The 21,735-nt window shown below is 68.8% G+C and carries 20 protein-coding genes and 1 tRNA gene; 9 read left to right on the forward strand and 12 right to left on the reverse strand.

Features of this window, described 5'->3' with window-relative positions:
• Positions 1-10 precede the first annotated feature (10 nt).
• From arsB to PKE78_RS07355, 9 genes are all read right to left on the reverse strand, one after another.
• Positions 11-1,066 carry an ACR3 family arsenite efflux transporter gene (gene arsB / locus PKE78_RS07315; RefSeq protein ID WP_271200222.1) on the reverse strand — a complete coding sequence of 352 codons (1,056 nt, stop codon included), beginning with the start codon at positions 1,064-1,066 and terminating at the stop codon, positions 11-13.
• 19 nt (positions 1,067-1,085) lie between these two features.
• The gene (locus tag PKE78_RS07320) at positions 1,086-1,604 is read right to left on the reverse strand and encodes an arsenate reductase ArsC (RefSeq protein WP_271200223.1); all 519 of its coding nucleotides are present in this window, start codon (positions 1,602-1,604) and stop codon (positions 1,086-1,088) included.
• Positions 1,594-1,986, reverse strand: coding sequence for an ArsR/SmtB family transcription factor (locus tag PKE78_RS07325; RefSeq protein WP_271200224.1), 393 nt, complete (start codon positions 1,984-1,986; stop codon positions 1,594-1,596). Before PKE78_RS07325 ends, PKE78_RS07320 begins: the two co-directional genes overlap by 11 nt.
• Before the next feature lie 263 nt (positions 1,987-2,249).
• Entirely contained in the window at positions 2,250-3,188 is a 939-nt protein-coding gene (locus PKE78_RS07330) for an acetamidase/formamidase family protein (protein ID WP_271200225.1), read from the reverse strand.
• A gap of 19 nt (positions 3,189-3,207) precedes the next feature.
• Positions 3,208-3,900, reverse strand: coding sequence for an urea ABC transporter ATP-binding subunit UrtE (gene urtE, locus PKE78_RS07335; RefSeq protein WP_271200226.1), 693 nt, complete (start codon positions 3,898-3,900; stop codon positions 3,208-3,210).
• Positions 3,901-3,905: 5 nt separating this feature from the next.
• Positions 3,906-4,616: an ABC transporter ATP-binding protein gene (locus PKE78_RS07340; RefSeq protein WP_271200227.1), complete on the reverse strand. Its 711-nt coding sequence runs from the start codon at positions 4,614-4,616 to the stop codon at positions 3,906-3,908.
• A complete protein-coding gene (urtC, locus tag PKE78_RS07345; protein WP_271200228.1) occupies positions 4,613-5,713 on the reverse strand; it encodes an urea ABC transporter permease subunit UrtC in 1,101 nt (366 codons plus the stop codon). The genes PKE78_RS07340 and urtC overlap by 4 nt, the downstream gene beginning before the upstream one ends.
• Positions 5,710-7,317, reverse strand: coding sequence for an urea ABC transporter permease subunit UrtB (gene urtB, locus PKE78_RS07350; protein WP_271200229.1), 1,608 nt, complete (start codon positions 7,315-7,317; stop codon positions 5,710-5,712). Before urtB ends, urtC begins: the two co-directional genes overlap by 4 nt.
• Positions 7,318-7,454: 137 nt before the next feature.
• A complete protein-coding gene (locus PKE78_RS07355; RefSeq protein ID WP_271200230.1) occupies positions 7,455-8,702 on the reverse strand; it encodes a transporter substrate-binding protein in 1,248 nt (415 codons plus the stop codon).
• A gap of 351 nt (positions 8,703-9,053) precedes the next feature.
• On the opposite strand from PKE78_RS07355, the gene PKE78_RS07360 reads away from it, so the two are divergent.
• The 3 genes from PKE78_RS07360 (at position 9,054) to PKE78_RS07370 (ending at position 11,573) form a co-directional block, all read left to right on the forward strand.
• Positions 9,054-9,404, forward strand: a complete 351-nt coding sequence (locus PKE78_RS07360) for a transposase (protein ID WP_271200231.1) — start codon at positions 9,054-9,056, stop codon at positions 9,402-9,404.
• A gap of 260 nt (positions 9,405-9,664) precedes the next feature.
• Positions 9,665-10,681, forward strand: a complete 1,017-nt coding sequence (locus PKE78_RS07365; protein ID WP_271200946.1) for a YeiH family protein — start codon at positions 9,665-9,667, stop codon at positions 10,679-10,681.
• A 10-nt stretch (positions 10,682-10,691) separates the two neighbouring features.
• Positions 10,692-11,573 (forward strand): LysR substrate-binding domain-containing protein, encoded by an 882-nt coding sequence (locus PKE78_RS07370; RefSeq protein ID WP_271200232.1) that lies wholly within the window; start codon positions 10,692-10,694, stop codon positions 11,571-11,573.
• 80 nt (positions 11,574-11,653) lie between these two features.
• Here the strand turns inward: PKE78_RS07370 and PKE78_RS07375 are convergent, their stop codons facing one another.
• From PKE78_RS07375 to PKE78_RS07385, 3 genes are all read right to left on the reverse strand, one after another.
• The gene (locus tag PKE78_RS07375) at positions 11,654-12,544 is read right to left on the reverse strand and encodes a pirin family protein (protein WP_271200233.1); all 891 of its coding nucleotides are present in this window, start codon (positions 12,542-12,544) and stop codon (positions 11,654-11,656) included.
• 77 nt (positions 12,545-12,621) lie between these two features.
• Positions 12,622-13,662 carry an Atu2307/SP_0267 family LLM class monooxygenase gene (locus tag PKE78_RS07380; RefSeq protein WP_271200234.1) on the reverse strand — a complete coding sequence of 347 codons (1,041 nt, stop codon included), beginning with the start codon at positions 13,660-13,662 and terminating at the stop codon, positions 12,622-12,624.
• Positions 13,663-13,776: 114 nt separating this feature from the next.
• The gene (locus PKE78_RS07385; protein WP_271200947.1) at positions 13,777-14,433 is read right to left on the reverse strand and encodes an isochorismatase family protein; all 657 of its coding nucleotides are present in this window, start codon (positions 14,431-14,433) and stop codon (positions 13,777-13,779) included.
• Positions 14,434-14,586: 153 nt separating this feature from the next.
• On the opposite strand from PKE78_RS07385, the gene PKE78_RS07390 reads away from it, so the two are divergent.
• The 6 genes from PKE78_RS07390 to PKE78_RS07415 all read left to right on the forward strand — a co-directional run bounded on the left by PKE78_RS07390 (position 14,587) and on the right by PKE78_RS07415 (position 21,691).
• The gene (locus PKE78_RS07390; protein ID WP_271200235.1) at positions 14,587-15,501 is read left to right on the forward strand and encodes a LysR family transcriptional regulator; all 915 of its coding nucleotides are present in this window, start codon (positions 14,587-14,589) and stop codon (positions 15,499-15,501) included.
• A 102-nt stretch (positions 15,502-15,603) separates the two neighbouring features.
• Positions 15,604-17,439 (forward strand): sensor histidine kinase, encoded by a 1,836-nt coding sequence (locus PKE78_RS07395; RefSeq protein WP_271200236.1) that lies wholly within the window; start codon positions 15,604-15,606, stop codon positions 17,437-17,439.
• A 156-nt stretch (positions 17,440-17,595) separates the two neighbouring features.
• Entirely contained in the window at positions 17,596-18,132 is a 537-nt protein-coding gene (locus PKE78_RS07400; RefSeq protein ID WP_271200237.1) for a (2Fe-2S)-binding protein, read from the forward strand.
• Positions 18,129-19,145, forward strand: a complete 1,017-nt coding sequence (locus PKE78_RS07405) for an FAD binding domain-containing protein (RefSeq protein ID WP_271200238.1) — start codon at positions 18,129-18,131, stop codon at positions 19,143-19,145. The genes PKE78_RS07400 and PKE78_RS07405 overlap by 4 nt, the downstream gene beginning before the upstream one ends.
• Positions 19,146-19,159: 14 nt before the next feature.
• Positions 19,160-21,394 carry a xanthine dehydrogenase family protein molybdopterin-binding subunit gene (locus PKE78_RS07410; protein ID WP_271200239.1) on the forward strand — a complete coding sequence of 745 codons (2,235 nt, stop codon included), beginning with the start codon at positions 19,160-19,162 and terminating at the stop codon, positions 21,392-21,394.
• Positions 21,395-21,614: 220 nt separating this feature from the next.
• Positions 21,615-21,691: transfer RNA gene (locus PKE78_RS07415), tRNA-Arg, on the forward strand.
• Positions 21,692-21,735: the final 44 nt, after the last annotated feature.

Below are 21,735 nucleotides of genomic sequence, written 5' to 3' on the forward strand. Positions count from 1 at the left end.
CGCGGCCTCCTCAGGAGCGGGTTTCGGGGGCGGCCGCGCGCACGCCGCGGGCCTCGTACCAGGGCTTCGAGCGGTTCACGATCCAGACGACCGAGAGCATCACGGGAACCTCGATCAGCACGCCGACGACGGTGGCGAGGGCCGCGCCGGACTTGAACCCGAACAGGCTGATGGCGGCCGCCACCGCGAGTTCGAAGAAGTTCGACGCCCCGATCAGCCCGGACGGCCCGGCGACGCAGTGCGCCTCGCCGGTCGCGCGGTTCAGCAGGTAGGCGAGCCCGGAGTTGAAGTAGACCTGGATTAGGATCGGGACCGCGAGCAGCGCGATGACGAGCGGCTGGGCGATGATCTGCTCGCCCTGGAAGGCGAACAGCAGCACCAGCGTCGCGAGCAGGGCGACGAGCGAGAGCGGCTGGATGCGCGCGAGCAGACGATCGAGCGCGGCCTGTCCGCCGGAGGTCAGAACCTGCCGCCGCAGCGCCTGCGCCGCGATCACCGGCACGACGATGTAGAGGCCGACCGACAGCAGCAACGTGTCCCAAGGCACGGTGATCGACGACAGCCCGAGCAGCAGCGAGACGATCGGCGCGAAGGCGACGATCATGATCGCGTCGTTGACGGCGACCTGGCTCAGCGTGAACAGCGGGTCGCCCTTGGTCAGGTTCGACCACACGAACACCATGGCGGTGCAGGGCGCCGCGGCGAGCAGGATCAAGCCGGCGATGTAGCTGTCGATCTGGTCCGCAGGCAGGTAGGGTCGGAACAGCCAGCCTATGAACAGCCAGCCGAGCAGCGCCATCGAGAACGGCTTGACCGCCCAGTTGATGAACAGGGTCACGGAGATCCCCCGCCAATGCGAGCCGACTTCGCGCAGCGCCGCGAAGTCGACCTTGACCAGCATGGGGATGATCATCAGCCAGATCAGCAGGGCGACCGGCAGGTTCACGTTCGCGACCTCGAGCGAGCCAATCGCCTGGAACAGGCCGGGCGCGACGTAGCCGAGGGCGACGCCGACGATGATGCAGAGGAAGACCCAGACGGTCAGGTAGCGCTCGAACAAGGACATGACGGGCTTTCGGATGAGATCAGGCGGCCGAGGGGTGCGTCTTGCCGATCTCGTCGAGGCGGCGCTGCAGCGAGAGCTTGTCGATGGTCTTGAGCGGCAGGTTGACGAAGACCGAGATGCGGTTCGTCAGGCCGCGCATCGTGTCGGCGAAGGCGAGCGCCTTATCCGTGTTCGAGCCTTGGTAGGCGGCGGGGTCCGGCATGCCCCAGTGCGCCGACATCGGCTGCCCCGGCCAATAAGGGCATTCCTCGCCGGCGGCGTCGTCGCAGACCGTGAACACGAAATCGAGTTCCGGCGCGCCGTCTTGTGCGAACTCGTTCCAGGACTTCGACCGCAGCCCGGAGACATCGAAGTTGGTGCGCTTCAGCAGGTCGAGCGCGAACGGATTCACCTCGCCGCGCGGGTGGCTCCCGGCCGAGTAGGCCCTGAAACGTCCCTGGCCCTCCCGGTTCATCACGCACTCGGCGATGATCGAGCGCGCGGAGTTCCCCGTGCACAGGAACAGGACGTTGAAGGGACGAGCGGACTCATCGGACATTGGCGGTCTCCATGAGGTCGGTGTTTTCGCAATCGCAACGGTCGGAAAGGGCCTCGAACACCGGCGCGCAGACCTCGGGACGCCCGGCGCAGCAATCCTCGAGCAGGTAGTTCACGAGGCCGCGCATGCCGTCGAAGTTGGCGGCATAGAGGATCGAGCGCCCGTCGCGGACGCCGGTGATCAGCCCGGCGCGCGCGAGGATCGCGAGGTGGGTCGAGAGCGTGTTCTGGAGACAGCCAAGCGCCTCGGCGATATCGCCCGCAGGCTGGGGCTCCGGCGCCGTCGTGACGAGGCGCCGGAAAATGCGGAGCCGGGTCTGTTGGCCGAGCGCCGACAAGGCGTCGAGGGCCGAGGCCTCGTGGTCGCTGAGCGTGTCGGGCATGTCGCCTCCTCAAGTCATGGAGGACTTTATATCGATAAATCGGCGATTGTCGATATTTTAGGCGATCGTCGCCAGCGACGCCATCGCGGGGTCCGGGGCCTCCTGGGCGACCTTGCGTCTCGCCCGGCTTCGACGTCCTGAATCCAAGACAGCGGCTGGTGGCAGGACCGCGAAAGCCGCCCCTTTCATCGGCCGCCCGCGGCTACGTCCATTCCAAGGTCGGGGCGGGCGACGCACGTCGCGTTCGCGCGCCGCCTCGCGCCTCAGATCATCGATTTCGGCAGCATCATGTGGATGCCCTTATTGCCGTCCACGAGCTGCGTCACCCGCAGGTCGCCGGCGAGCGAGCACAGCATGTAGGCCTCGTTGCGAGTGAGGTTCGAGCGGAGGCAGACGTGCCTCACCATCTCGCGCACCGCCTGCTTGGCGGCGTCGTCGAGGTCCTCGTCGAGGCCGATCGACATCAGGTGCGTCTCGCTTTCGGCGAAGGGGAAATCGACCGCCATGTCCTTGCGGACGGTGAGGCGGAACGTGCCCTCGATGCCCATTTCGAGCGCCGTGATGCAGACCTCGCCGTCGCCCTGCACGCCGTGTCCGTCGCCTGCGAAGAACAGGGCGCCCTCGTTGAACACCGGCAGGTAAAGCGTCACGCCGGGCTTCAGCTCCTTGTTGTCCATGTTGCCGCCGAAGGCGCGCGGCACCGGCGAGCCGACGCGGCCCCAGGCCGGGGGCGGGGCGACGCCCATGATGCCGAAGAACGGGTCGAGCGGGATGTCGACGCCCCACGGCATGGTGCAGACGTCGCCCGCCGGGCTGATCTTGGGGTGGATGGTCTCGTAGTCGGTGAACTCGTCGGGAAGCGTGCCGAGCAGCGGCAGGATCGCCACGAAGCCCCAGTCCATGGTGGGCTTGGCTTCGAGGATGTCGACCTGCAGCGTGTCGCCGGGCTTCGCGCCCTCGACATAGACCGGCCCGGTGATGAAGTGCGGGCCGCCGCCTTGGCGGAGCGTGTCGAGCGCCGCCATGTAGTCCGCCGGCACGCGGCTCGCGTCCGGCGGAAGGCACTCTTTCCCGCCGGCCGGAAAGGAGGTCAGCGTGACGGTGTCGCCCGAGGCGATCCTGATGACCGGCTCCAGCGCCGAGTCGAGATAGCCCCAGACCATGTTTTCGGGCGCGGACGAGATCGTATGATGGCGGGCCATGGGCTCCCCTCGCTGTTCTTCAGACGGACATGAATTTCGAGAGCCGCTCGCGGCTCATTTCCGCGCGCTCGCCCTGATCGACGAGCCGGCCGCGCGAAAGCACGACGAAGCGGTCCGCGACCGCAGTCGCGAAATCGAGATACTGCTCGACCAGCAGGATCGAGAGCCGGCCCTTGAGGCCTGTCAGCACGGTCTCGATCAGCTGGACGATCGAGGGCTGGACGCCTTCGGTTGGTTCGTCGAGTACCAGCAGTTGTGGCTTGGTCACGAGCGCCCGGGCGAGCGCGAGCTGCTGCTGCTGGCCGCCTGAAAGCGCGCCGCCGCGCCGGCCCGCCATCTCGCGCAGCACGGGGAAGAGGCCGTAGACCTCCTCAAACGCCTCGTCGGTCGCGGCCCCGTGCGGGCGGGCGGCGGCGACGAGATTCTCCTTTACGGTCAGCTCCGCGAAGATCTCCCGGCCCTGAGGCACGTAGGCGAGGCCAGCGCGGGAGCGCCGGTGGCTGGCCGCGCGCGCCATGTCCACGCCGTCGAACGCGATCGCGCCGCGCGTGACCGGCAGCACGCCCGCGAGGCATTTCAACAGCGTCGACTTGCCCGCGCCGTTGCGGCCGAGCACCGCGAGGCATTCGCCGGGCGCGATCTCGAAGCTGACGCGGCGGAGCGCCTGAGCCGAGCCGTAGTGCTGGTCGAGGTCGCGGACGGAGAGCTTCATGGCGGTCACCGGCCCAGATAGACGTCGACGACGCGGGCGTCGGCGCGGGCGCGGGCCATCGAGCCCTCGAACAGCGTGCGGCCTTCGTGCAGCACGGTGACCCGGTCCGCGACGGTCTCGACGAAGTCCATGTCGTGCTCGACCACGATGACGGCCCGTTCCGGGCTCTTGAGCGCCCGGATCAGCGCGGAGGTGCGTTCGGTCTCCTCGTCGGTGAGGCCCGCGACCGGCTCGTCGAGCATCAGCACCTTGGGCTCGGACACCACCACCATGGCGATCTCGAGCCACTGCTTCTGGCCATGCGCGAGCTCGCCCGCGAGACGGCCGGCCTCGGCCGCGAGGCCGACGGTTTCGAGCGTCTTGTCGACGCGCTCGCGGGCGACGGCGTCGATCGCGCCGCCGAGCCCGATCTCGACATTGTCGCGGACGGTCAGCGCCTCGAACACGCTCGGCTTCTGGAATTTTCGGCGCACGCCCGAGCGCGCGATCTGGGCTTCCGAGGCGCGTGTCAGCTCGAGCTTCTCGTCGAACAGGATCCGGCCCGTCTTGGCGCGGCTCACGCCGGAGATGACGTCGAGCAGCGTGGTCTTGCCGGCGCCGTTTGGCCCGATCACCGCGCGGACCTCGCCGTAGTCGATCGCGAGCGACAGGTCGTCGATCGCCCGGAAGCGTCCGAACTCGACGGTCAGCGCCTCGACCAGAATAGCGACCGTCACGGCTTGGCGTCCCCCGGCTGAAGGACGTCAGGGCGGGAGATCCACGTCGGCCGCCAGCGGCCAATGTCGAGCAGCCCGTTCGGGAAGATCAGCGCGACCAGGATCACGAGGCCCGCCAGAACGAAGGGCCAGAGCTCCGGCATAGTGGCGGAGAGCGAGAACTTGATCGCGTTGACCAGCACGGCGCCGATCACCGCGCCCGCGAGCCGTCCGCGTCCGCCGATCGCGCACCAGACCGCGATCTCGAGCGAGAGCTCGGGCGACAGCACCCGCGGATTGATGATGCCGACCTGCGGCACGTAGAGCAGGCCCGCGATGGCGGCGAGAACGGCCGACAGACACCAGACCCCGAGCTTCAGCCGCAGCGTCTCGTAGCCAAGCGAGCGCAGCCGCGTTTCGTCGTCGCGGGTCGCGACCAGCAGGCGGCCGAACCGGCCGATCATCAGCAGGCGGCAGGCGACCAGAGCCGCGAACAGCACGAGGAGCGACGTCGCCGCCAGTCCCTTGGCGACGCCCGGCGTCTGGAACGGCGCGCCGAAGATCGTTTGGAAGCCGGTCATGCCGTTGTTGCCGCCGAAGCCGGTGTCGTTCCGGAACATCAGCAGCATCGCGACATAGACCAGCGCCTGGGTGATGATCGCGAAATAGACGCCGCCGACGCGCGAGCGGAACGACACCCAGCCGAACACGAAGGCGACCGCGAACGAAACGCCGAGCGCCGCGACGAGCGCGACCGGAAAGCTTTCCAGCGGGCCCCACCAGTCCGGCAGCGCCTTCCAGCCCATGAACTGGACGATGTCGGGCGTGACGCCCGTGGTCGCGACGGCATGCTCCAGCAAGTGCATGCCGATCACGTAGCCGCCGATGGCGAAGAACAGGCCGTGGCCGAGGCTGAGGATTCCCGCGTAGCCCCAGATCAGGTCCAGCGAGAGCGCGAGCAGCGCGAAACAGGCGAGCTGGCCCGCGATGTTGACGCGGTAGCCCGACAGGCCGGGGAACAGCGCCACGACGACCGCCGCGAGCGCGACTGCGGCCGCGACGCCGACGAAGATGCGGTCCTCGAACGCGCGGCTGAGGATGTGCGCCTTGTCGGTCACTTCCGGCGTCCCTTCACGGCGAACAGCCCATCGGGCCGCCACTGGAGGAACGCGATGATCATCAGCAGCACGATGACCTTGGCGGCCACCGCCCCATAGAGCGGCTCGATCAGCACGTTGATCTGGCCGACTCCGAGGGAGGCGATCACCGTGCCGGCGAGCGTGCCGACGCCGCCCAGCACCACGACCATGAAGCTGTCGACGATGAAGTTGGAGCCCATCTGCGGATTCACGTTGTAGATCGGGCAGAGCGCGAGCCCCGCCAAGCCGGCGAGGCCGGAGCCCAGCCCGAACGCCATCATGTCGACCCGCCGGGTCGCGATGCCGAGGCAGCCCGCCATGGCGCGGTTCTGGGTGACGGCGCGGATGTTCAATCCGAGCGGCGTGCGTTTCAGCACGACCCATGTGAGGACGAGCGTCGCGGCGGCGAAGACGATCGCGAACAGCCGGTTCCAGGTGACGATGAAGTCTCCCATCAGCAGATGGCCGCCCGACATCCAGCTCGGCGTTACGAACTGCAGGTTCTGCGTCCCGACGCCCACGCGGACGAGATTGACGATGAGGAGGCTCACCGCCCAGGTCGCGAGCAGGGTCATCAGCGGCCGCGTGTAGAGCCGCCTCACGAGCGTCGCCTCCAGGAACACCCCGACGCCCGCGGTCGCAAGAAACACGATCGGGATCGCGACGATCAGGTACCAGTCGAGCAGGTCGGGGGCCGCGGCGCGAAGAACCTCCTGCACCGCGTAGGTGACATAGGCCCCGATCATGATGAACTCGCCTTGGGCGAGGTTGATCACGCCCATGAGCCCGAAGATGATCGCGAGCCCCGCCGAGGCCATGAACAGGATCGAGGCGAAGGACAGCCCGTTGTAGAGCGTGTTCAGCGCGTTCGAGATCTGGAGCCGCCGCTCGATCGAGGCGACCCCGGCGTCGACCGCCGCCTTGAAGGCTTGATCTGTAGCGTAGGCCGGATCGGTCTTCAGCCCCGCGACCTGCGTGAGCGAGCGGCGGTCGGCGCTCACCGAGATGCGCTCGATCGCGGAGATCCGCTTCGAGACGTCCGGCGAATTGAGCAGCGCGGCCTGGCCGACGCCGAGGATGCGCTCCTTGAGGCCGACGTCGGTTTCGGCATCCGCCGCCTTCTCGAACAGTTCCGGCGGCAGGGAGCCGGCCCGCCGCTCCAGCGCCGAGAGCGCCGCGCCGCGTTCGCCTTGGGTTACGCCCGAAAACAGCGTTGCAGCCGCGCGGGCGGTCTCGAACAGCGGCCGGTTCTTCAGGCTGAGCAGCGGAGAGGTCCCATCGGCAGACGTCGCCGGCGCGAGCGTCGCGGCGTCGCGCGCGCCCGCGGGCGCGGCGATCACGGGCGGCGAACCGCATTTCAGCGTCCGCTCGATCGCGGCGCCTGAGAGCGTCGCGGCCCAGGCGGCGTCGTCTTTCGACGCGGTCGCGACGCCCGCCGTCAGCGCGGCCGCGGCCTCCGTCATGCTCCCGGGTCCGCCGCAGGCTTGAGCTACGATCGCGGCGCGGTCGAGCGCGAGAGCGGGCGCCGCCATGAAGGCGATCGCCAGGACGATCGCCGCCGCTTTCCGAATGAACCGCGTCATGCCCCGGCTCGTCCGGGGCATCCAGCTTTCCGTCGCGCGGCGCTCGACGATGGAGCCTGGATCCCCCGGACAAGCCGGGGGATGACGGGCGTCGAGAGTCGGGGACTTGCGCATGCGGACGCTGAGGCGGTCTCGGCTCAGTACTGGCTCATCGGCACGGGCTTGGGCGTGTCCGGCGACTGCCACAGCACGTCGAAGCCCTGGGTTTCGTTGACAGAACCGATGAACACGCCGCGCGACACGTAGTTGTTCTCGGCCGTCATGCCGATCTTGTAGCCCGAGGGACAGTCGAAGCTCAGTCCGTCGAACGCCTTGCGCACCTCTGGCACGTCGAAGGATCCTGCCTTCTTGGCGGCCATCGCCCAGAGATGGACGGCGTCGTAGGTCGAAACCATCGGGTCGATCGCGACGTCCTTCTTGAACGGCGCGCCGGTCTTGGTCACGTAGTCCGACCAGCTTTTAAGGAACTTGACGTTGGCGTCGCCCTTGGCCTGCTGGAGATAGGCCCAGCAGTTGAGGTGGCCGACCATCTTCGCCGTGTCGAGGCCCTCGAGATCGGCCTCCACCATGTCGAGGCCGAGCACCGGCACGTCGGACGACGAGATGCCCTGATTGGCGAACTCGCGCATGAAGTCCGGGATCGAGGAGCCCACGACCGTCAGCACCACCACGCACTTGCCGCCGGGGGCGTCCGCGAAGGCGCGGATCTGGTTCACGATGGTCTGGAAGTTCGAGAAGGAGAACGGCACGTACTCCTCCTTCCAGGCGCTCTCCTCGATGCCCTTCGACTTCCAGTAGCCCTTGAGCTGCTTGTTGATGGTGCGCGGCCAGACGTAGTCCGAGCCGATCATGAAGAAGCGCTTCGCCTCCACCCCGTCCGGGCTCATAAGGTAGTCGACGGCGGGCAGCACGGAGCTCGCGGGCGGCGAATTCACGTAGACGACGTTCTTGGAGTTCTCGTCGCCTTCGAAATGAAGCGGGTAGAACAGCAGCCCGTCGTTCTGTTCGACGACCGGCAGCACAGACTTGCGCGAGACGGACGTCCAGCAGCCGAACAGCGCGGCGACCTTGGTCTCGGCGAGCATCTGGCGGCCGATCTGGGCGTAGAGCGGCCAGTCCGACGCGGGGTCGGACGTCACCACCTCGATGGTCGAGCCGTTGACGCCGCCCGCGGCGTTGATCTCGTCGGCCGCCATCTTGGCCACGAAGTTCATGCGGCCTTCGAGGTTGGCCATCGTGCCGGAGGAGGAGAACAGGCAGCCGAGCTTCACCGGGCCGGCCGCGCGGGCGGAGCGGATCAACGGCGGAGCGGCGAGCGGCAGGGCTGCGCCGGCCGCGAGGCCCGCGGTGGTCATGAGGAAGCTTCTGCGGTCGAACTTGCTCATCGCCAAACGCCTTCGAGAGAATTTCGGGCGCTTGAAGCTGAGAGCCGGATCCCTTGAGCGGCAAGGCCAAATAATCGGTCGTGGCGCGCGCGGATTGGGCGCCTCGGGGTCGTGTGAGGCGCAATGTCAAAATTGACAGACGTCGCGGCTGCGCCGACGTGCGCTGTCGTGCCGGGCGCGTCGCGCCGGACCTTGCATCTGAGCGGGCTCGCCTGCGTTCCGGCATCGCCCGACGCGGGTGGAAGGCTGTTGCCAGCGCTTCCGTTCCGGACCATTCTGCACCGAGATTGTGCATGCCTGTTCGCGCGGCGCGACGCCGAGCGGAGAGCGTGAAGCCGCGAGGTTCACGAGATGGCCGCGTCGCGTCTGACCGACGAAGAGATCGCCGTTCTTCTGAGCGAAGTCTCGAACGGCGCGTCCATGGAGGCGGTCTGCGCGGCCGCCCACGTCTCGGTGCGCACCTTCTACCGCTGGAAGCGCAAGTTCGACGGGCTGACGCCGTCGGGCGTTCGTCAGCTGAAAGCGCTGCGCCGGGAGAACAGCGAACTCCGCCGGCTTCTGGCCGAGCGAAGCGCGCGCCCGCCGCTCAACGCGTCGCCGGCGGCGGACGCGTCCGAACGCCGTGCGCAGGAGGCCCGCCTGCGCGAGATGCACGGCGTGAATCTCGGCCGCTTCGCGACCGTGCGCGTCCACGGCGGATAAAGCCCGAAGCGCCGTTCGAACCCCGCGTTGAGCCGCGGCCCCTCAGCCGGATGACATCGGGCGGCGCGGGACCCCGCCGCGCGCCCGGTCGCGGACATCGGCGAGCGGAGGCGGCGACGATAATGCCGACTAGATCGATCGTTTGTCTGCGGCGAACATATTGGCCGTAATAATGAATTGGATCGAAAGCGAGGGGATCGCGATGCTGCGCCGAACGATTGGAGATCGTCGTGGCCGCAGTCGCCGATTCAAATGCGAAGATCGTCCGGACCGACGGGGACGCGCGTCGCGGACCGGTCGCGGCGCTTCTGCCCGGGATCGCGCTCGCGGGTTTGATCACGGCGGCGGCCTATGGCGTTCGCCTCGCCCCCGGCATGGGCTCGCTCAGCCCGATGATCCTCGCGATCGCGCTCGGCGCCGTGATGAGCAATCTGATCGGCGTGCCGGACGTCGCGCGGGCGGGGCTTACCTTCGCCATGCGCCGGCTGCTCCGCATCGCGATCGTACTGCTCGGGCTTCAGCTCACGATCTCTCAGGTGATCGCGGTCGGGGCCGGCGGCGTCGTCGCCATCGTCGTCACGCTGATCGCGACCTTCGCGGTCACGACCTGGCTCGGCCGCCGGCTCGGCGTCGACCGCGGCCTCACCCAGCTGATCGCGGCCGGCACGTCGATCTGCGGCGCCTCCGCGATCATGGCGGCCAACACGGTGACGCGCGCCCCGGACGAGGACGTCGCCTACGCGGTCGCCTGCGTCACCCTGTTCGGCACGGTCGCCATGCTGGCCTACCCGCTGCTGCCGGGCGTGCTGAACCTCGATCCGCTGGCCTATGGGCTCTGGACCGGCGCCTCGATCCACGAGATCGCGCAGGTGGTCGGCGCAAGCTTCGCGCAGGGGCAGGCCGCCGGCGAATTCGGCACGGTGGCGAAGCTCGCCCGGGTCATGATGCTCGCGCCCGTCGTCATAGCGCTCGGCCTGATCGCGGCCCGCGCGACGGGGGCGGGCCCGGCCGGCCGCGCGAACGCGCCGACGCCCTGGTTCGCTCTCGGCTTCGTGGCGCTGATCGTCGTCAACAGCGTGTTCGCGATCCCGGTCGAGGTGAAGGAGTTCGCGGCCCCCGTCACTACTCTCCTGCTGACCGTGGCGCTTGCGGCCATGGGGATCGGCGCGAACATCGCGGAGCTGCGCGCGCGGGGCTTCCGCCCGCTTCTGCTCGGGCTCTGTTCGTTCCTGTTCATCGCCGTCTTCAGCCTGGGGCTGGTCAAGCTGCTGACCTGAGGCCCCGACCGTGACGCTGGAGCAGCTCCGCATCTTCGTCGCGGTCGCCGAGCGCGAGCACGTCACCAACGCGGCCGCGGACCTCCGCCTGACCCAGTCGGCGGTCAGCGCCGCGGTGTCGGCGCTAGAGGCGCGTTACGCCACCAAACTGTTCGACCGGGTCGGCCGCCGCATCGTGCTGAGCGACGCTGGCTCGGCCTTTCTCGGCGAGGCCCGCGCGGTGCTGGCGCGGGCCGCGGCGGCCGAGGCGGTGCTCGCCGACATCGCGGGCCTCAAGAAAGGCCGCCTCGCGCTCGCGGGCAGCCAGACGGTCGCGAGCTACTGGCTTCCGCCGCTCATCCACCGGTTCGCGAGCGCCTATCCCGGCGTCTCGGTCGCGGTCGAAATCGCCAACACCGAACGCGTGGCGGCGCTGGTCCACGACGGCGAGGCCGACATCGGGATCGTCGAGGGCGAGGTGGACGACCCGGCGCTCGCGGCCCTCACCGTGGCCGAAGACGAGATGACGCTCGTGGTCGGCAGGAGCCACCCCTGGGCGGACGGACGGACGATCCAGGCCGGCGATCTCACATCCACGCGCTGGGTGCTGCGGGAGCCTGGGTCCGGCACGCGGTCGGCGCTGGAGGCCGTCATGAGGGCCGCGGGAGGCGGCCTTTCGGACCTCGACGTGGCGATCGAGTTCTCGTCGAACGAGGCGGTGCGGACCGCGGTGGAGGCCGGCGCGGGCGCCGCCGTCATGTCGCGGCTCGTGGCGGCGTCGTCGCTGTCATCCGGCGCGCTGGTCGAAGTCGCCATGGCGCTGCCGCGCCGCCGCTTCACCGCGCTCAGGCACAAGAGCCGCTACGCCACCAAGGCCGCGACGGCCTTCCTCGACACGATCGCGGCGGGATAGGCTTTCAACCTGACTTGAGGCGGCCATGGAGCGCGGAGCCACCATTGACGCTCGGCCGGACGGCGCGCGGTCCCCTCGCCTCACGACATCGGCGGCGGGGGAGGCGCCGGCTCGTCCGGAAGGGGAATGAACTCTTCGTCGTCGGCGTCGGGCAGCTTCATTCGTCCGGCCTTCCAGTCCGATGCCGCCTGGGCGAGGCGGTTCTTCGAGGACGACACGAAGTTCCAGTGGATGAAGCGTTCGCCGACGGGCTCGCCGCCGAGCACCATGACGGCCGAGCGCTCCAACGCCTTCACGCGCGACGCCGCGGCGCCGAGCACCAGCATCTTGCCAGCCTCGTAGCGCAGCCCGTCCATCTCCACCGCCCCGGTCGCGACATAGACCGCGCGCTCCTTGTGCTCGCTCGGAATCTCGGCGGTCGCGCCAGGCTCCATGTCGAGATGGGCGTAGAACAGCGGCGAATGCGTCCTGGCGCCTGCGGTGAGGCCATAGGCGCTCCCGGCGATCAGCTGGCCATGGACGCCCACGTCGCTCCACTGCGGCAGATCGAGGCCGGCGTGGTGCGAGAAGGACGGCGCGGTCTCCTCGAACTCGGTCGGCAGCGCCACCCAGGCCTGGACGCCGTGCAGGTGGTCGCCATGGACGCGCGCATGCTCGAAGCGCTCGCTGTGCGTGATGCCGCGTCCCGCGGTCATCCAGTTCACCTCCTGCGGGCGGATCGCCTGCTCGTAGCCGAGACTGTCGCGGTGCATGATCTCGCCGGAGAACAGGTAGGTGACGGTCGACAGGCCGATATGCGGATGCGGGCGGACGTCGAGGCCGCGATCGACGCCGGGCGCCAGATCAAGCGGTCCCATGTGGTCGAAGAAGATGAACGGACCGACCATGCGCCGCTTCGCGAAGGGCAGCACGCGGCCGACCTCGAAGCCGCCCAGGTTCTTGCGCCGTTGCTCGATGATGAGCTCAATCATCCCTTCCCTCCTGCTTCATTGGGATCGAACGTCGAAACGCCGCCGCGGAACGCCGGCGCCTCGTCCTGCGGCGTCCCTCATGGCGCGGGCCGGGCGGCGCGGACGATCGGCGCGACTTCGGCGCCCAGCAGTTCGATCGAACGCTTCATCGCCGCCGTCTCAAGCGAGGCCGTGCTCATCTGGAAGGTGATCCGCGACACGCCGCCCAGCGCCTCGCTCGCCCGCACCATCTTGGCCGCGACGGTCGCCGGATCTCCGATCAGGAACGCGCCTTCCGGCCCAGCCATCGCTTCGAACTGCTGACGCGTCGGCGGCGGCCAGCCGCGCTCGCGCCCGACCGTCGACATCAGATGCGCCCAGCCGGGGAAGAAGGCCTCCCTGGCCGCTTGCGCGGTCTCGCCGACGAAGCCGATGGCGTGGACGCCCACCGTCAGCTTGGCGGGATCGTGGCCGGCCGCGAGCCCCGTTTCACGGTAGAGGTCGACCAGCAGCCGGAAGCGCTCGAACGTGCCGCCGATGATCGCGACCATCAGCGGGAGGCCAAGCGCGCCGGCGCGCGCGAAGGACTGCGGCGTGCCGCCGACGCCGATCCAGACCGGCAGCCGCGCCTGGTGTGGGCGCGGAAAGACGCCCTGCCGGGTGAGCGCGGGGCGGAAGCGGCCCTCCCAGGCGACCTCGGTCTGTTCCCTCAGCTTCAGAAAAAGGTCGAGCTTCTCGGCGAACAGGGCGTCATAGGAGCGCGTGTCGAGGCCGAACAGAGGATAGGCCTCGCCGAACGACCCGCGGCCGACGACGATCTCCGCGCGGCCCTTCGAGATCAGGTCGAGCGTCGCGAACTCCTGGAACACCCGCACCGGGTCGGCGGCGCTCAGCACCGTCACGGCGCTGGTCAGCCTGATCCGGTTCGTGCGCGCGGCCGCCGCGGCCAGAATGACCGCAGGGGCGGAATCCAGGAACTCGGCGCGGTGGTGCTCGCCGATCCCGAAGACGTCCAGCCCGACGCGGTCCGCGACCTCGACCTCGCCGAGCAGATCGGCCATCCGGTCGGTCGCGGAAGGCGGCCGGCCCGTCGCAGGGTCGGGAAGGATGGCGGCGAAGCTGTCGATGCCGATGTCCATACGATGTCCTTGCGGCGTCTATGGCGGCGGACCGCCTGCGCCCGCGCCGCGGCGAAGGGCGTCGCCATCCAAGCGACGCCCCCGACCAGGCGCTACCCTGCCATCAGGTTTCGATCAGCGCACGGCCTTGGCGGGCACCGGCGTGTTGAGCAGCTGCTGCTCCCACAGGAAGGCGATGCCGCTGGCGCCGGCGTACTGCTTCATCACCTCGACCGCCGCGGGCAGCTTTTCCGTCCGCGCCCAGTCGCGCTGCCATTCGCCCAGCACGGCCATCCACGTGATCATGTTCACGCCGGCGGCGATCATGCGCTGGATCGCGACCTGATGCGCCTCGAGCGACACGCCGCCGGAGGCGTCGGTGACCACCGTGACGTCCCAGCCTTCGCCCGCGGCCTGGATGGCCGGCATGGCGACGCAGATCTCGGTGTAAAGGCCGGCGATGATCAGCTGCTTGCGGCCCGTCGCCTTGACGACGTCGACCACCTTCTGGTCCTCCCAGGTGTTGATGAAGGTGCGATTGATCACCTCCTGACCGGGGAACTGGCTCGTGATCTGGGGGAAAATGACGCCGCCCTGAGCTTCGAGCACGCTCGTCAGCACAACGGGGACATCGAACGCCTTCGCGGTCGCGGCCAGCGCCGCCGCGTTGTTGATCGCCATATGCGGGTCATGGCTATTCAGATTAGTGAGCTGGAAAGGCTGGTGGTCGATCAGCACAACAACCGAGTCTTCGGGGCGCAAAAGGGAATCAAGTCCGTTACGAAACGTCACGACTACATCCTTGGATATCGAATTGATGAGCTTTATCTGCATAGACATCCGCCGATTGCGTCGCCGAACGCCGGGCGAGACGTTGCCATTGTGGAATGCGCGGCGGTAGCGTCGGTTTGAGCTAAACTGTGTCGCGCAACGGGGAACGCCGACGTGGACATCGAGGACCTGCGGACGTTCGTGGAAGTGGCCGACGCGGGAGGCGTCACGGCGGCCGCGCGCAGGCTCGGCGTGTCGAAGTCGATCGTCAGCCGGCGGCTTCATCGCATCGAGGAGGAGCTCGGCGTGCAGCTTCTGGCGCGCACCACCCGCGGCGCCGCCCTCACCGAGGCCGGAGCCACGTTTCGGGACCATGCGGCGCGGGTCTGCGCCGAGATGGACGAGGCGCGCGAAACGATCCTTCCAACCGGACACCTTCGCGGCCGGCTGAGGGTCGCGGCGCCGCTGACCTTCGGGCCGACCCACTTCGCCCCGGTGCTGGCGGAGATGGCGCGGCGCCACCCGGAGCTCCACGTCCACGCCTGCTACAGCGACCGCTTCGTCGATCTCGTTTCGGAAGGGTACGACTGCGCGATCCGCGTCGGCTACTTGCAGGGCTCCAACCTGATCGCCAAGCGGGTCGGGCCGATGTACGGAAAGCTCGTCGCGAGCCCCGGCTACATCAAGGCTCACGGCGCCCCCGAGACGCCGGACGAGATCGTCGAGCACCAGGCCCTCATGCAGGGGACGGAGACCTGGCAGTTCGAGAATGGAAACGAGGTGGTCACGGTCCACCCGCAGGGGCGGTTCAAGGCCGACAACGGCGTCGCGCTCGCGGCCGCGGCCGCGGCGGGTCTGGGGGTCGCCCGGCTGCCGGACTGCGTCACGCACGACCACATCGTCTCGGGCGAGCTCGTCCCGATCATGACGCGCTATCCGCCGCCCGCGGCCGGCGCTTATGTGGTTCGTCCGAGAGGACAGCACCCCGAACGCAAGGTGCGGGTTCTGACCGACCTGCTGATCGAATACTTCGGGAAGCCGCCCCACCTCGCTCAAAGCGGTCACCGAAGCCGGCCCCGCGAGGGCTGACGGCGCCGTCCGCCCGACGCGGGATCGTCGTCGATCCGCCGAACGGCGCGGCTCCTCGCCGCGCCTTAGCGCGCTATATCCGTCTCATGCATGGACGCGACTTTGACTGTTGACGATCTGAAAGGCCGCTTGGCCGCGCTCGAGGAGCAGCTCCGCGAACGCGACCGCGAATTGCGTCGGCTGAGACCTATCCTCGAAGCGATCGACACCGGCTTCTGCGTGATCGAGGTGATCTTCGACGACGCCGGCGCGCCGATCGACTACGCTTTCCTCGAAACCAATCCGGCCTTCGTCGCGCAGACCGGCCTGACCGACGCCATCGGCAAGCGCATCCGATCGCTTGCGCCGAGCCACGAGGCGTTCTGGTTCGAGACCTACGGCCGGATCGCCCTCACCGGGCGGCCGGAACGGTTCGAGCATCGCGCCGACGCGCTGGGGCGATGGTATGAGGTGTGCGCCTTCAGGATCGACGAGCCGGAACAGCGCCGCGTCGCGGTGCTGTTCGAAGACATACGGGAACGGCGATGCGCTGAGACCAGCCTTCGCGAGAGCGAGCAGCGATTCCGGGCCTTCGTGACCGCCAGCTCGGACGTGATCTACCGCATGAGCCCTGATTGGAGCGAAATGCGGGCCCTGGACGGCCGGGGCGTCCTGGCCGACGCCGCGACCCCTACGGATGAGTGGCTCGAGCGGTACATCGAGCCTGCGGATCAGCCGATGGTGCTCGCCGCGATCGACGAGGCGATCCGCTCCCGAGCGGTCTTTGAACTTGAGCACCGCGTGCGGGACGCCGAAGGCCGGCTGAGGTGGATCTCGTCCCGGGCGGTTCCGATCGCGGACGACAACGGCGCCCTCCGCGAGTGGATCGGGACAGCGACCGACGTGACCGAGCGCAAGGCGTCGGAACGGGCGCTGCTGGAGAGCGAGGCGCGCTACCGGTCGCTGGTGCAGGCCTCGAACCAGGTCCTCTACATGCATGACCCCAACTGGACGGAGATGCGCCAGTTGTCGGGCGGCGGCTTCCTCGCAGACACCGAGACGCCTGATCCGGACTGGTTCGATTTCTATATCCCGAAGGAAGATCAGGCCCACGTTTGGTCCGTCATCCAGAAGGCGGTCGAAGCTCGGGGCGTGTTCGAGCTCGAGCACCGGGTGCGCCGCGCGGACGGCACGATCGGCTGGACCTCCTCCCGCTCGGCGCCGGTGTTCGGCGACGACGGCGAGATCGTCGGTTGGTTCGGCGCGGCGAGCGACGTGACCGACCGCCGGGAGGCGGAGGAAAGACTGCGCGAGAACGAAGAGCGGCTGAAAGCGGGCGCGGCTCGCATGGAGATCATGGTCTCCGAGCTTCATCACCGCACGCGCAATATTCTGACCGTCGTTCAAGCGCTGTTCGAGCAGACCGCGACCGGCGTTCCGACCGACGTCCGCGAGCGGTTCAACGCCCGTCTCGGCGCGCTATCGCGCGTGAACAGCCTCCTGTCGCATCTCGAAGGGGCCCAGCGGATATCCTTCGACGAACTCATCCGCGAGGAGGTGGCGGCGATCGCTGGCGAGAACCGGGGAAACCGCGTTTCGCTGGAAGGCCCGCGCGGCATCAAGCTGCGGTCGTCGTCGGTCCAGACGTTCGCGCTCGCGCTGCATGAGCTCGCGACCAACGCCGTGAAGCATGGCGCGCTCGCGCGACCGGACGGGCAACTGCGGGTGACCTGGCGGTCGACCCGCAAGAGCGACGGGAACCGGTGGCTTCACATCGAATGGCGGGAGACCGGCCTGGTCGGGCGGCCTGACGTTCGCGCCCCGGCCCGCGGCGGAGGCGCCGGACGCAAGCTCATCGAGCGGGCGCTGCCGTACCAGCTCGGCGCGACCGTCGATTACGACCTGACCGCTGATGGGCTCGTCTGCCTCATCAGCCTGCCGACCTCGCAAGAGCATTGAACGCGGGCGGCCTCCGCGTCGGGCGGTGAGACCTCGCCCGACGCCTCAATTGTCGCGGCGCGGGAACGACCGCCGATTTGAACTGTTCTGATGTCGAGACCACCTGTCGCGCGGGTCGATGGACGGCGCGGCGTTCCAGTTTTGGGAGATGTCCCGGTGTCGCCAGCGCAATCCGGCTCGGCCCCCGAGCCCGTGTCCGTCACGCTCAGCGTGAACGGCCAGACTCACACCCTGTCCCTCGAGCCGTCCGTGACGCTGCTCGACCTGCTGCGCGAGCGGCTTCACCTCACCGGATCGAAGAAGGGCTGCGACCAGGGCCAGTGCGGCGCCTGCACGGTGCTCGTCGACGGACGGCGGGTGAATTCCTGCCTCCAGCTCGCCGTCATGAAGGACGGCGCCGAAATCACCACCATCGAAGGGCTCGGGACGCCGGACCGCCTGCATCCGATGCAGGCCGCCTTCATCGCCCATGACGCCTTTCAGTGCGGCTACTGCACGCCCGGCCAGATCTGCTCGGCGGTCGGGATGCTCGGCGAAGGCCATGCGCACGGGCCGGAGGAGATCCGCGAACTGATGAGCGGCAACCTCTGTCGCTGCGGGGCCTACACCAACATCGTGGACGCGATCGAAGACGCGCGCCGCGGGCGCGAGGCGCCGACGCTGGGAACGCCCTCGCTGGAGGCCGCGGAATGATCAACTTCGGCTACACGCGCGCCGCCACGATCGGCGAGGCGATCCAGGCGGTTGCGGGCGATCCGCAGGCGCGCTTCATCGCGGGCGGCACCAACCTCGTCGACCTGATGAAATACGGCGTCGAGCGGCCGGGCCGCCTGGTCGACATCACGCGTCTGCCGCTCAAACATATGGAGGATACGCCGGGCGGCGGGCTCAAGATCGGCGCGCTCGTGCCGAACTCCGACCTCGCCTATGACGCCCGCGTCGAGCGCGACTACCCGCTGCTGTCGAGCGCCATCCTCGCGGGCGCCTCGGCTCAGCTCAGGAACGCCGCGACCACCGGCGGCAACCTGCTCCAACGCACCCGCTGCTACTATTTTTACGACGCCGCAGCGCCCTGCAACAAGCGCGAGCCCGGCTCCGGCTGCTCGGCGATCGGCGGCGTGACCCGCGTTCACGCGATCCTCGGCGCGAGCTCGTCCTGCATCGCGACGCACCCGTCCGACATGTGCGTCGCCCTCGCGGCGCTCGGCGCGACCGTCCATGTCGAGGGACCGGACGGCGCGCGGACGGTCGCGTTCGAGGACTTCCACCGCCTGCCCGGCGACGCGCCGGAGAAGGACAACACGCTCGCGCATGGCGAGATGGTGACGGCGATCGAGCTGCCCGCGCCGCGGTTCGGGTCGAACCACAGCTACCTCAAGCTTCGCGACCGGCTGTCCTACGCCTTCGCGCTGGTCTCGGTCGCCGCCGCGGTCGAGCTGGACGGCGACCGAATCGCCGAGGCGCGCGTCGCGCTCGGCGGCGTCGCGCACAAGCCCTGGCGTGTTCCCGAAGCCGAGGCGCTGCTGAAAGGCGAGACGCCGTCTCCGGACGCGTTCGGCAAAGCGGCGGACCGTCTGCTGGAAGGCGCGGTCGGGCAAGGCGAGAACGACTTCAAGATCGAGCTCGCGCGCCGCGCCGTGATCCGGGCGCTGTCCCAGGCCGCCGCCGGAACGCCGCAGGTCCAGTCCAACAAGATCGTCAACTGAAGGGACGGAAAGACATGTCCAACGTCCATCCCTATGTCGGCCGCGCCGAGCCGCGCGTCGACGGCGCGCTCAAGGTCACGGGCCGCGCGAAATACGCCGCCGAGTTCCGCGCCGACGACATGGTCTACGCAGCCGCCGTGCCGGCGACGATCGCGAAGGGCCGGATCGTCGCCCTCGATCTGTCGCGCGCGCTATCCGCGCCCGGCGTGCTCGACATCCTCACGCATGAAAACCGCCCCGAGATCCCCGAGAGCGACGAGCCCTATCTCAACGACATGGTGGCGGTGCCGGGCAGCCCGTTCCGGCCGCTCAAAGACGACCGCATCGTCTATGGCGGTCAGGCGATCGCGCTGGTGATCGCCGACACCCATGAGAACGCGCGGCACGCCGCGTCCCTGGTCGCCGCGGAGTACGAGGCGGAGACGCCCGTCGTCGACGTCGCCGCGGCGCGCGGGGAGGCCTACGACACGTTCGAGCCTCGCGACGGCATCCCCCCGCCCCCGCCGCCCCGCGGCGACGCCGAGGCTGCCTTCGAGGGTTCGGCGATCCGCCTCCGCCACGACTACCGGGTCGCGCCGGAACATCACAATCCGATGGAGATGATGGCGACGACGGTGGTCTGGGAGGGCGAAGGCCGCCTGACGATCCACACCAAGACCCAGGGCGTCATCAACCCGAAGAACTACATCTGCGCGGTGTTCGGGCTCGATCCGGACAAGGTCATCGTGAACTCGCCCTTTGTGGGCGGCGCCTTCGGCATGGCGCTCCGGCCGCATTACGACCTGATGCTCGCGACCATGGCGGCGCTGAAGCTGGAGCGTTCGGTGCGGCTCGTGCTGACCCGCGCCCAGATGTACACGATGGGCTGGCGCCCCGACACGCTGCAGACCGTCGCGCTGTCGGCGAGCGCGGACGGCGCGCTGACCTCGATCAGCCATCACGCCGTCCAGGCGACCTCGCGCTACGAGGACTATCAGGAGCCGACCGTGAATTGGTCCGGCCTGCTCTACGACTGCCCGAACGTCAGCCTGAAGTACGAACTCGCGAAGATCGACACCGCGACGCCCTCCGACATGCGCGCGCCCGGCGCGACGCTCGGCGTCTATGCGCTCGAGGCCGCGATGGACGAACTGTCCTACGAGCTCGGGATCGATCCGCTGGAGCTCCGGCTCAAAAACTACGCCGAACGGGACGGCAACGACGACAAGCCGTTCTCGTCCAAGGAGCTCAAGGCGGCTTACGCGCAAGGGGCGGAGCGTTTCGGCTGGTCGAAGCGGAGCCCCGAGCCGCGATCGATGCGCGACGGCAAAGAACTCGTCGGCCTCGGCATGGCGACGGGCTGCTGGGAGGCGATGATGCAGCCGCATTCGGCGAGCGCGACGCTCTCTGCCGACGGCAGGCTCGAGGTCGCTTGCGGCACCGCCGACATCGGAACCGGCACCTACACCATCCTGTCGCAGATTGCCGCCGACGAGTTCGGTCTGGACATCGGCGACGTGACGGCCAGGGTTGGCGACACGACGCTGCCGATGGCGCCTGTCGAGGGCGGCTCCTGGGGCGCCGCATCCGCCGGCAACGCGGTTCGCGCCGCGTGCAAGGCGCTGAAGGAAGACCTGCTGAAACACGCCCGCGGGCTCGACGGCAGCCCGCTCTCCAACGCCGCGATCGACCATGTCGCGTTCGCGAACGGACGGATCGCGCTCGGCTCGGACGAAAGCCAGTCGGTGAGTTTCGCCGACGCGGTCCGCGCCTCGGGGCAGGCGGCGGTGTCGGCCAAGGCGGACTTCGCGCCCGACGAAGACTTCTCGAAAAAGTTCGCGGCCTACACGCATTCGGCGGTGTTCGCCGAGGTCAAGGTCGACGAGGAGTTGGGCGTCATCCGCGTGACCCGCGTCGTCAGCGCGATCGCGGCCGGCAAGATCCTGAACCTCGCGACCGCACGCAGCCAAATCCTCGGCGGCGTGGTGATGGGGATCGGCATGGCGCTCCACGAGGAGACCCTGTGGGACAAGCGCCTCGGCCGCGTGGTGAACGCCAATCTCGGCGAATATCACGTGCCCGCGCACGCCGACATCCAGAACATCGACGTCATCTTCGTCGAGGAGGACGACAAGGCCAATCCGCTCGGCGTGAAGGGTCTCGGCGAGATCGGCATCGTGGGCGCGGCCGCGGCGATCGCGAACGCGGTGTTCCACGCCACCGGCAGGCGTGTGCGCGACCTGCCGATCACGATCGAAAAGCTGCTCTGAGGCGCACAGGCGGCCCGCATCGTCCACGGCGCCGGGCCTGCTCCGTCATCATCGATCGGGAGGGGACGGAACCCCTCCCCTTGCGCCTGCGGACCGGTCTTGGCCTCCCAGCAGCGGGCGTCTCGCGCCCGCGGTCGACCGCCTGCGCCAAGATCCTACGGCGGTCGCGATCTCCCGATTGCCCCGGCGCGCGCCTTCGGCTAGGGTCCGCCCGGCTCAGGCACCCGTAGCTCAGCTGGATAGAGCGCTGCCCTCCGAAGGCAGAGGTCAGAGGTTCGAATCCTCTCGGGTGCGCCAGAATTTCCCTTATCTGTCAATGACTTACGGGCAGTCGCCGGGTC

This window comes from Methylopila turkensis (assembly GCF_027922325.1).
Lineage (GTDB): Bacteria > Pseudomonadota > Alphaproteobacteria > Rhizobiales > Methylopilaceae > Methylopila > Methylopila turkensis.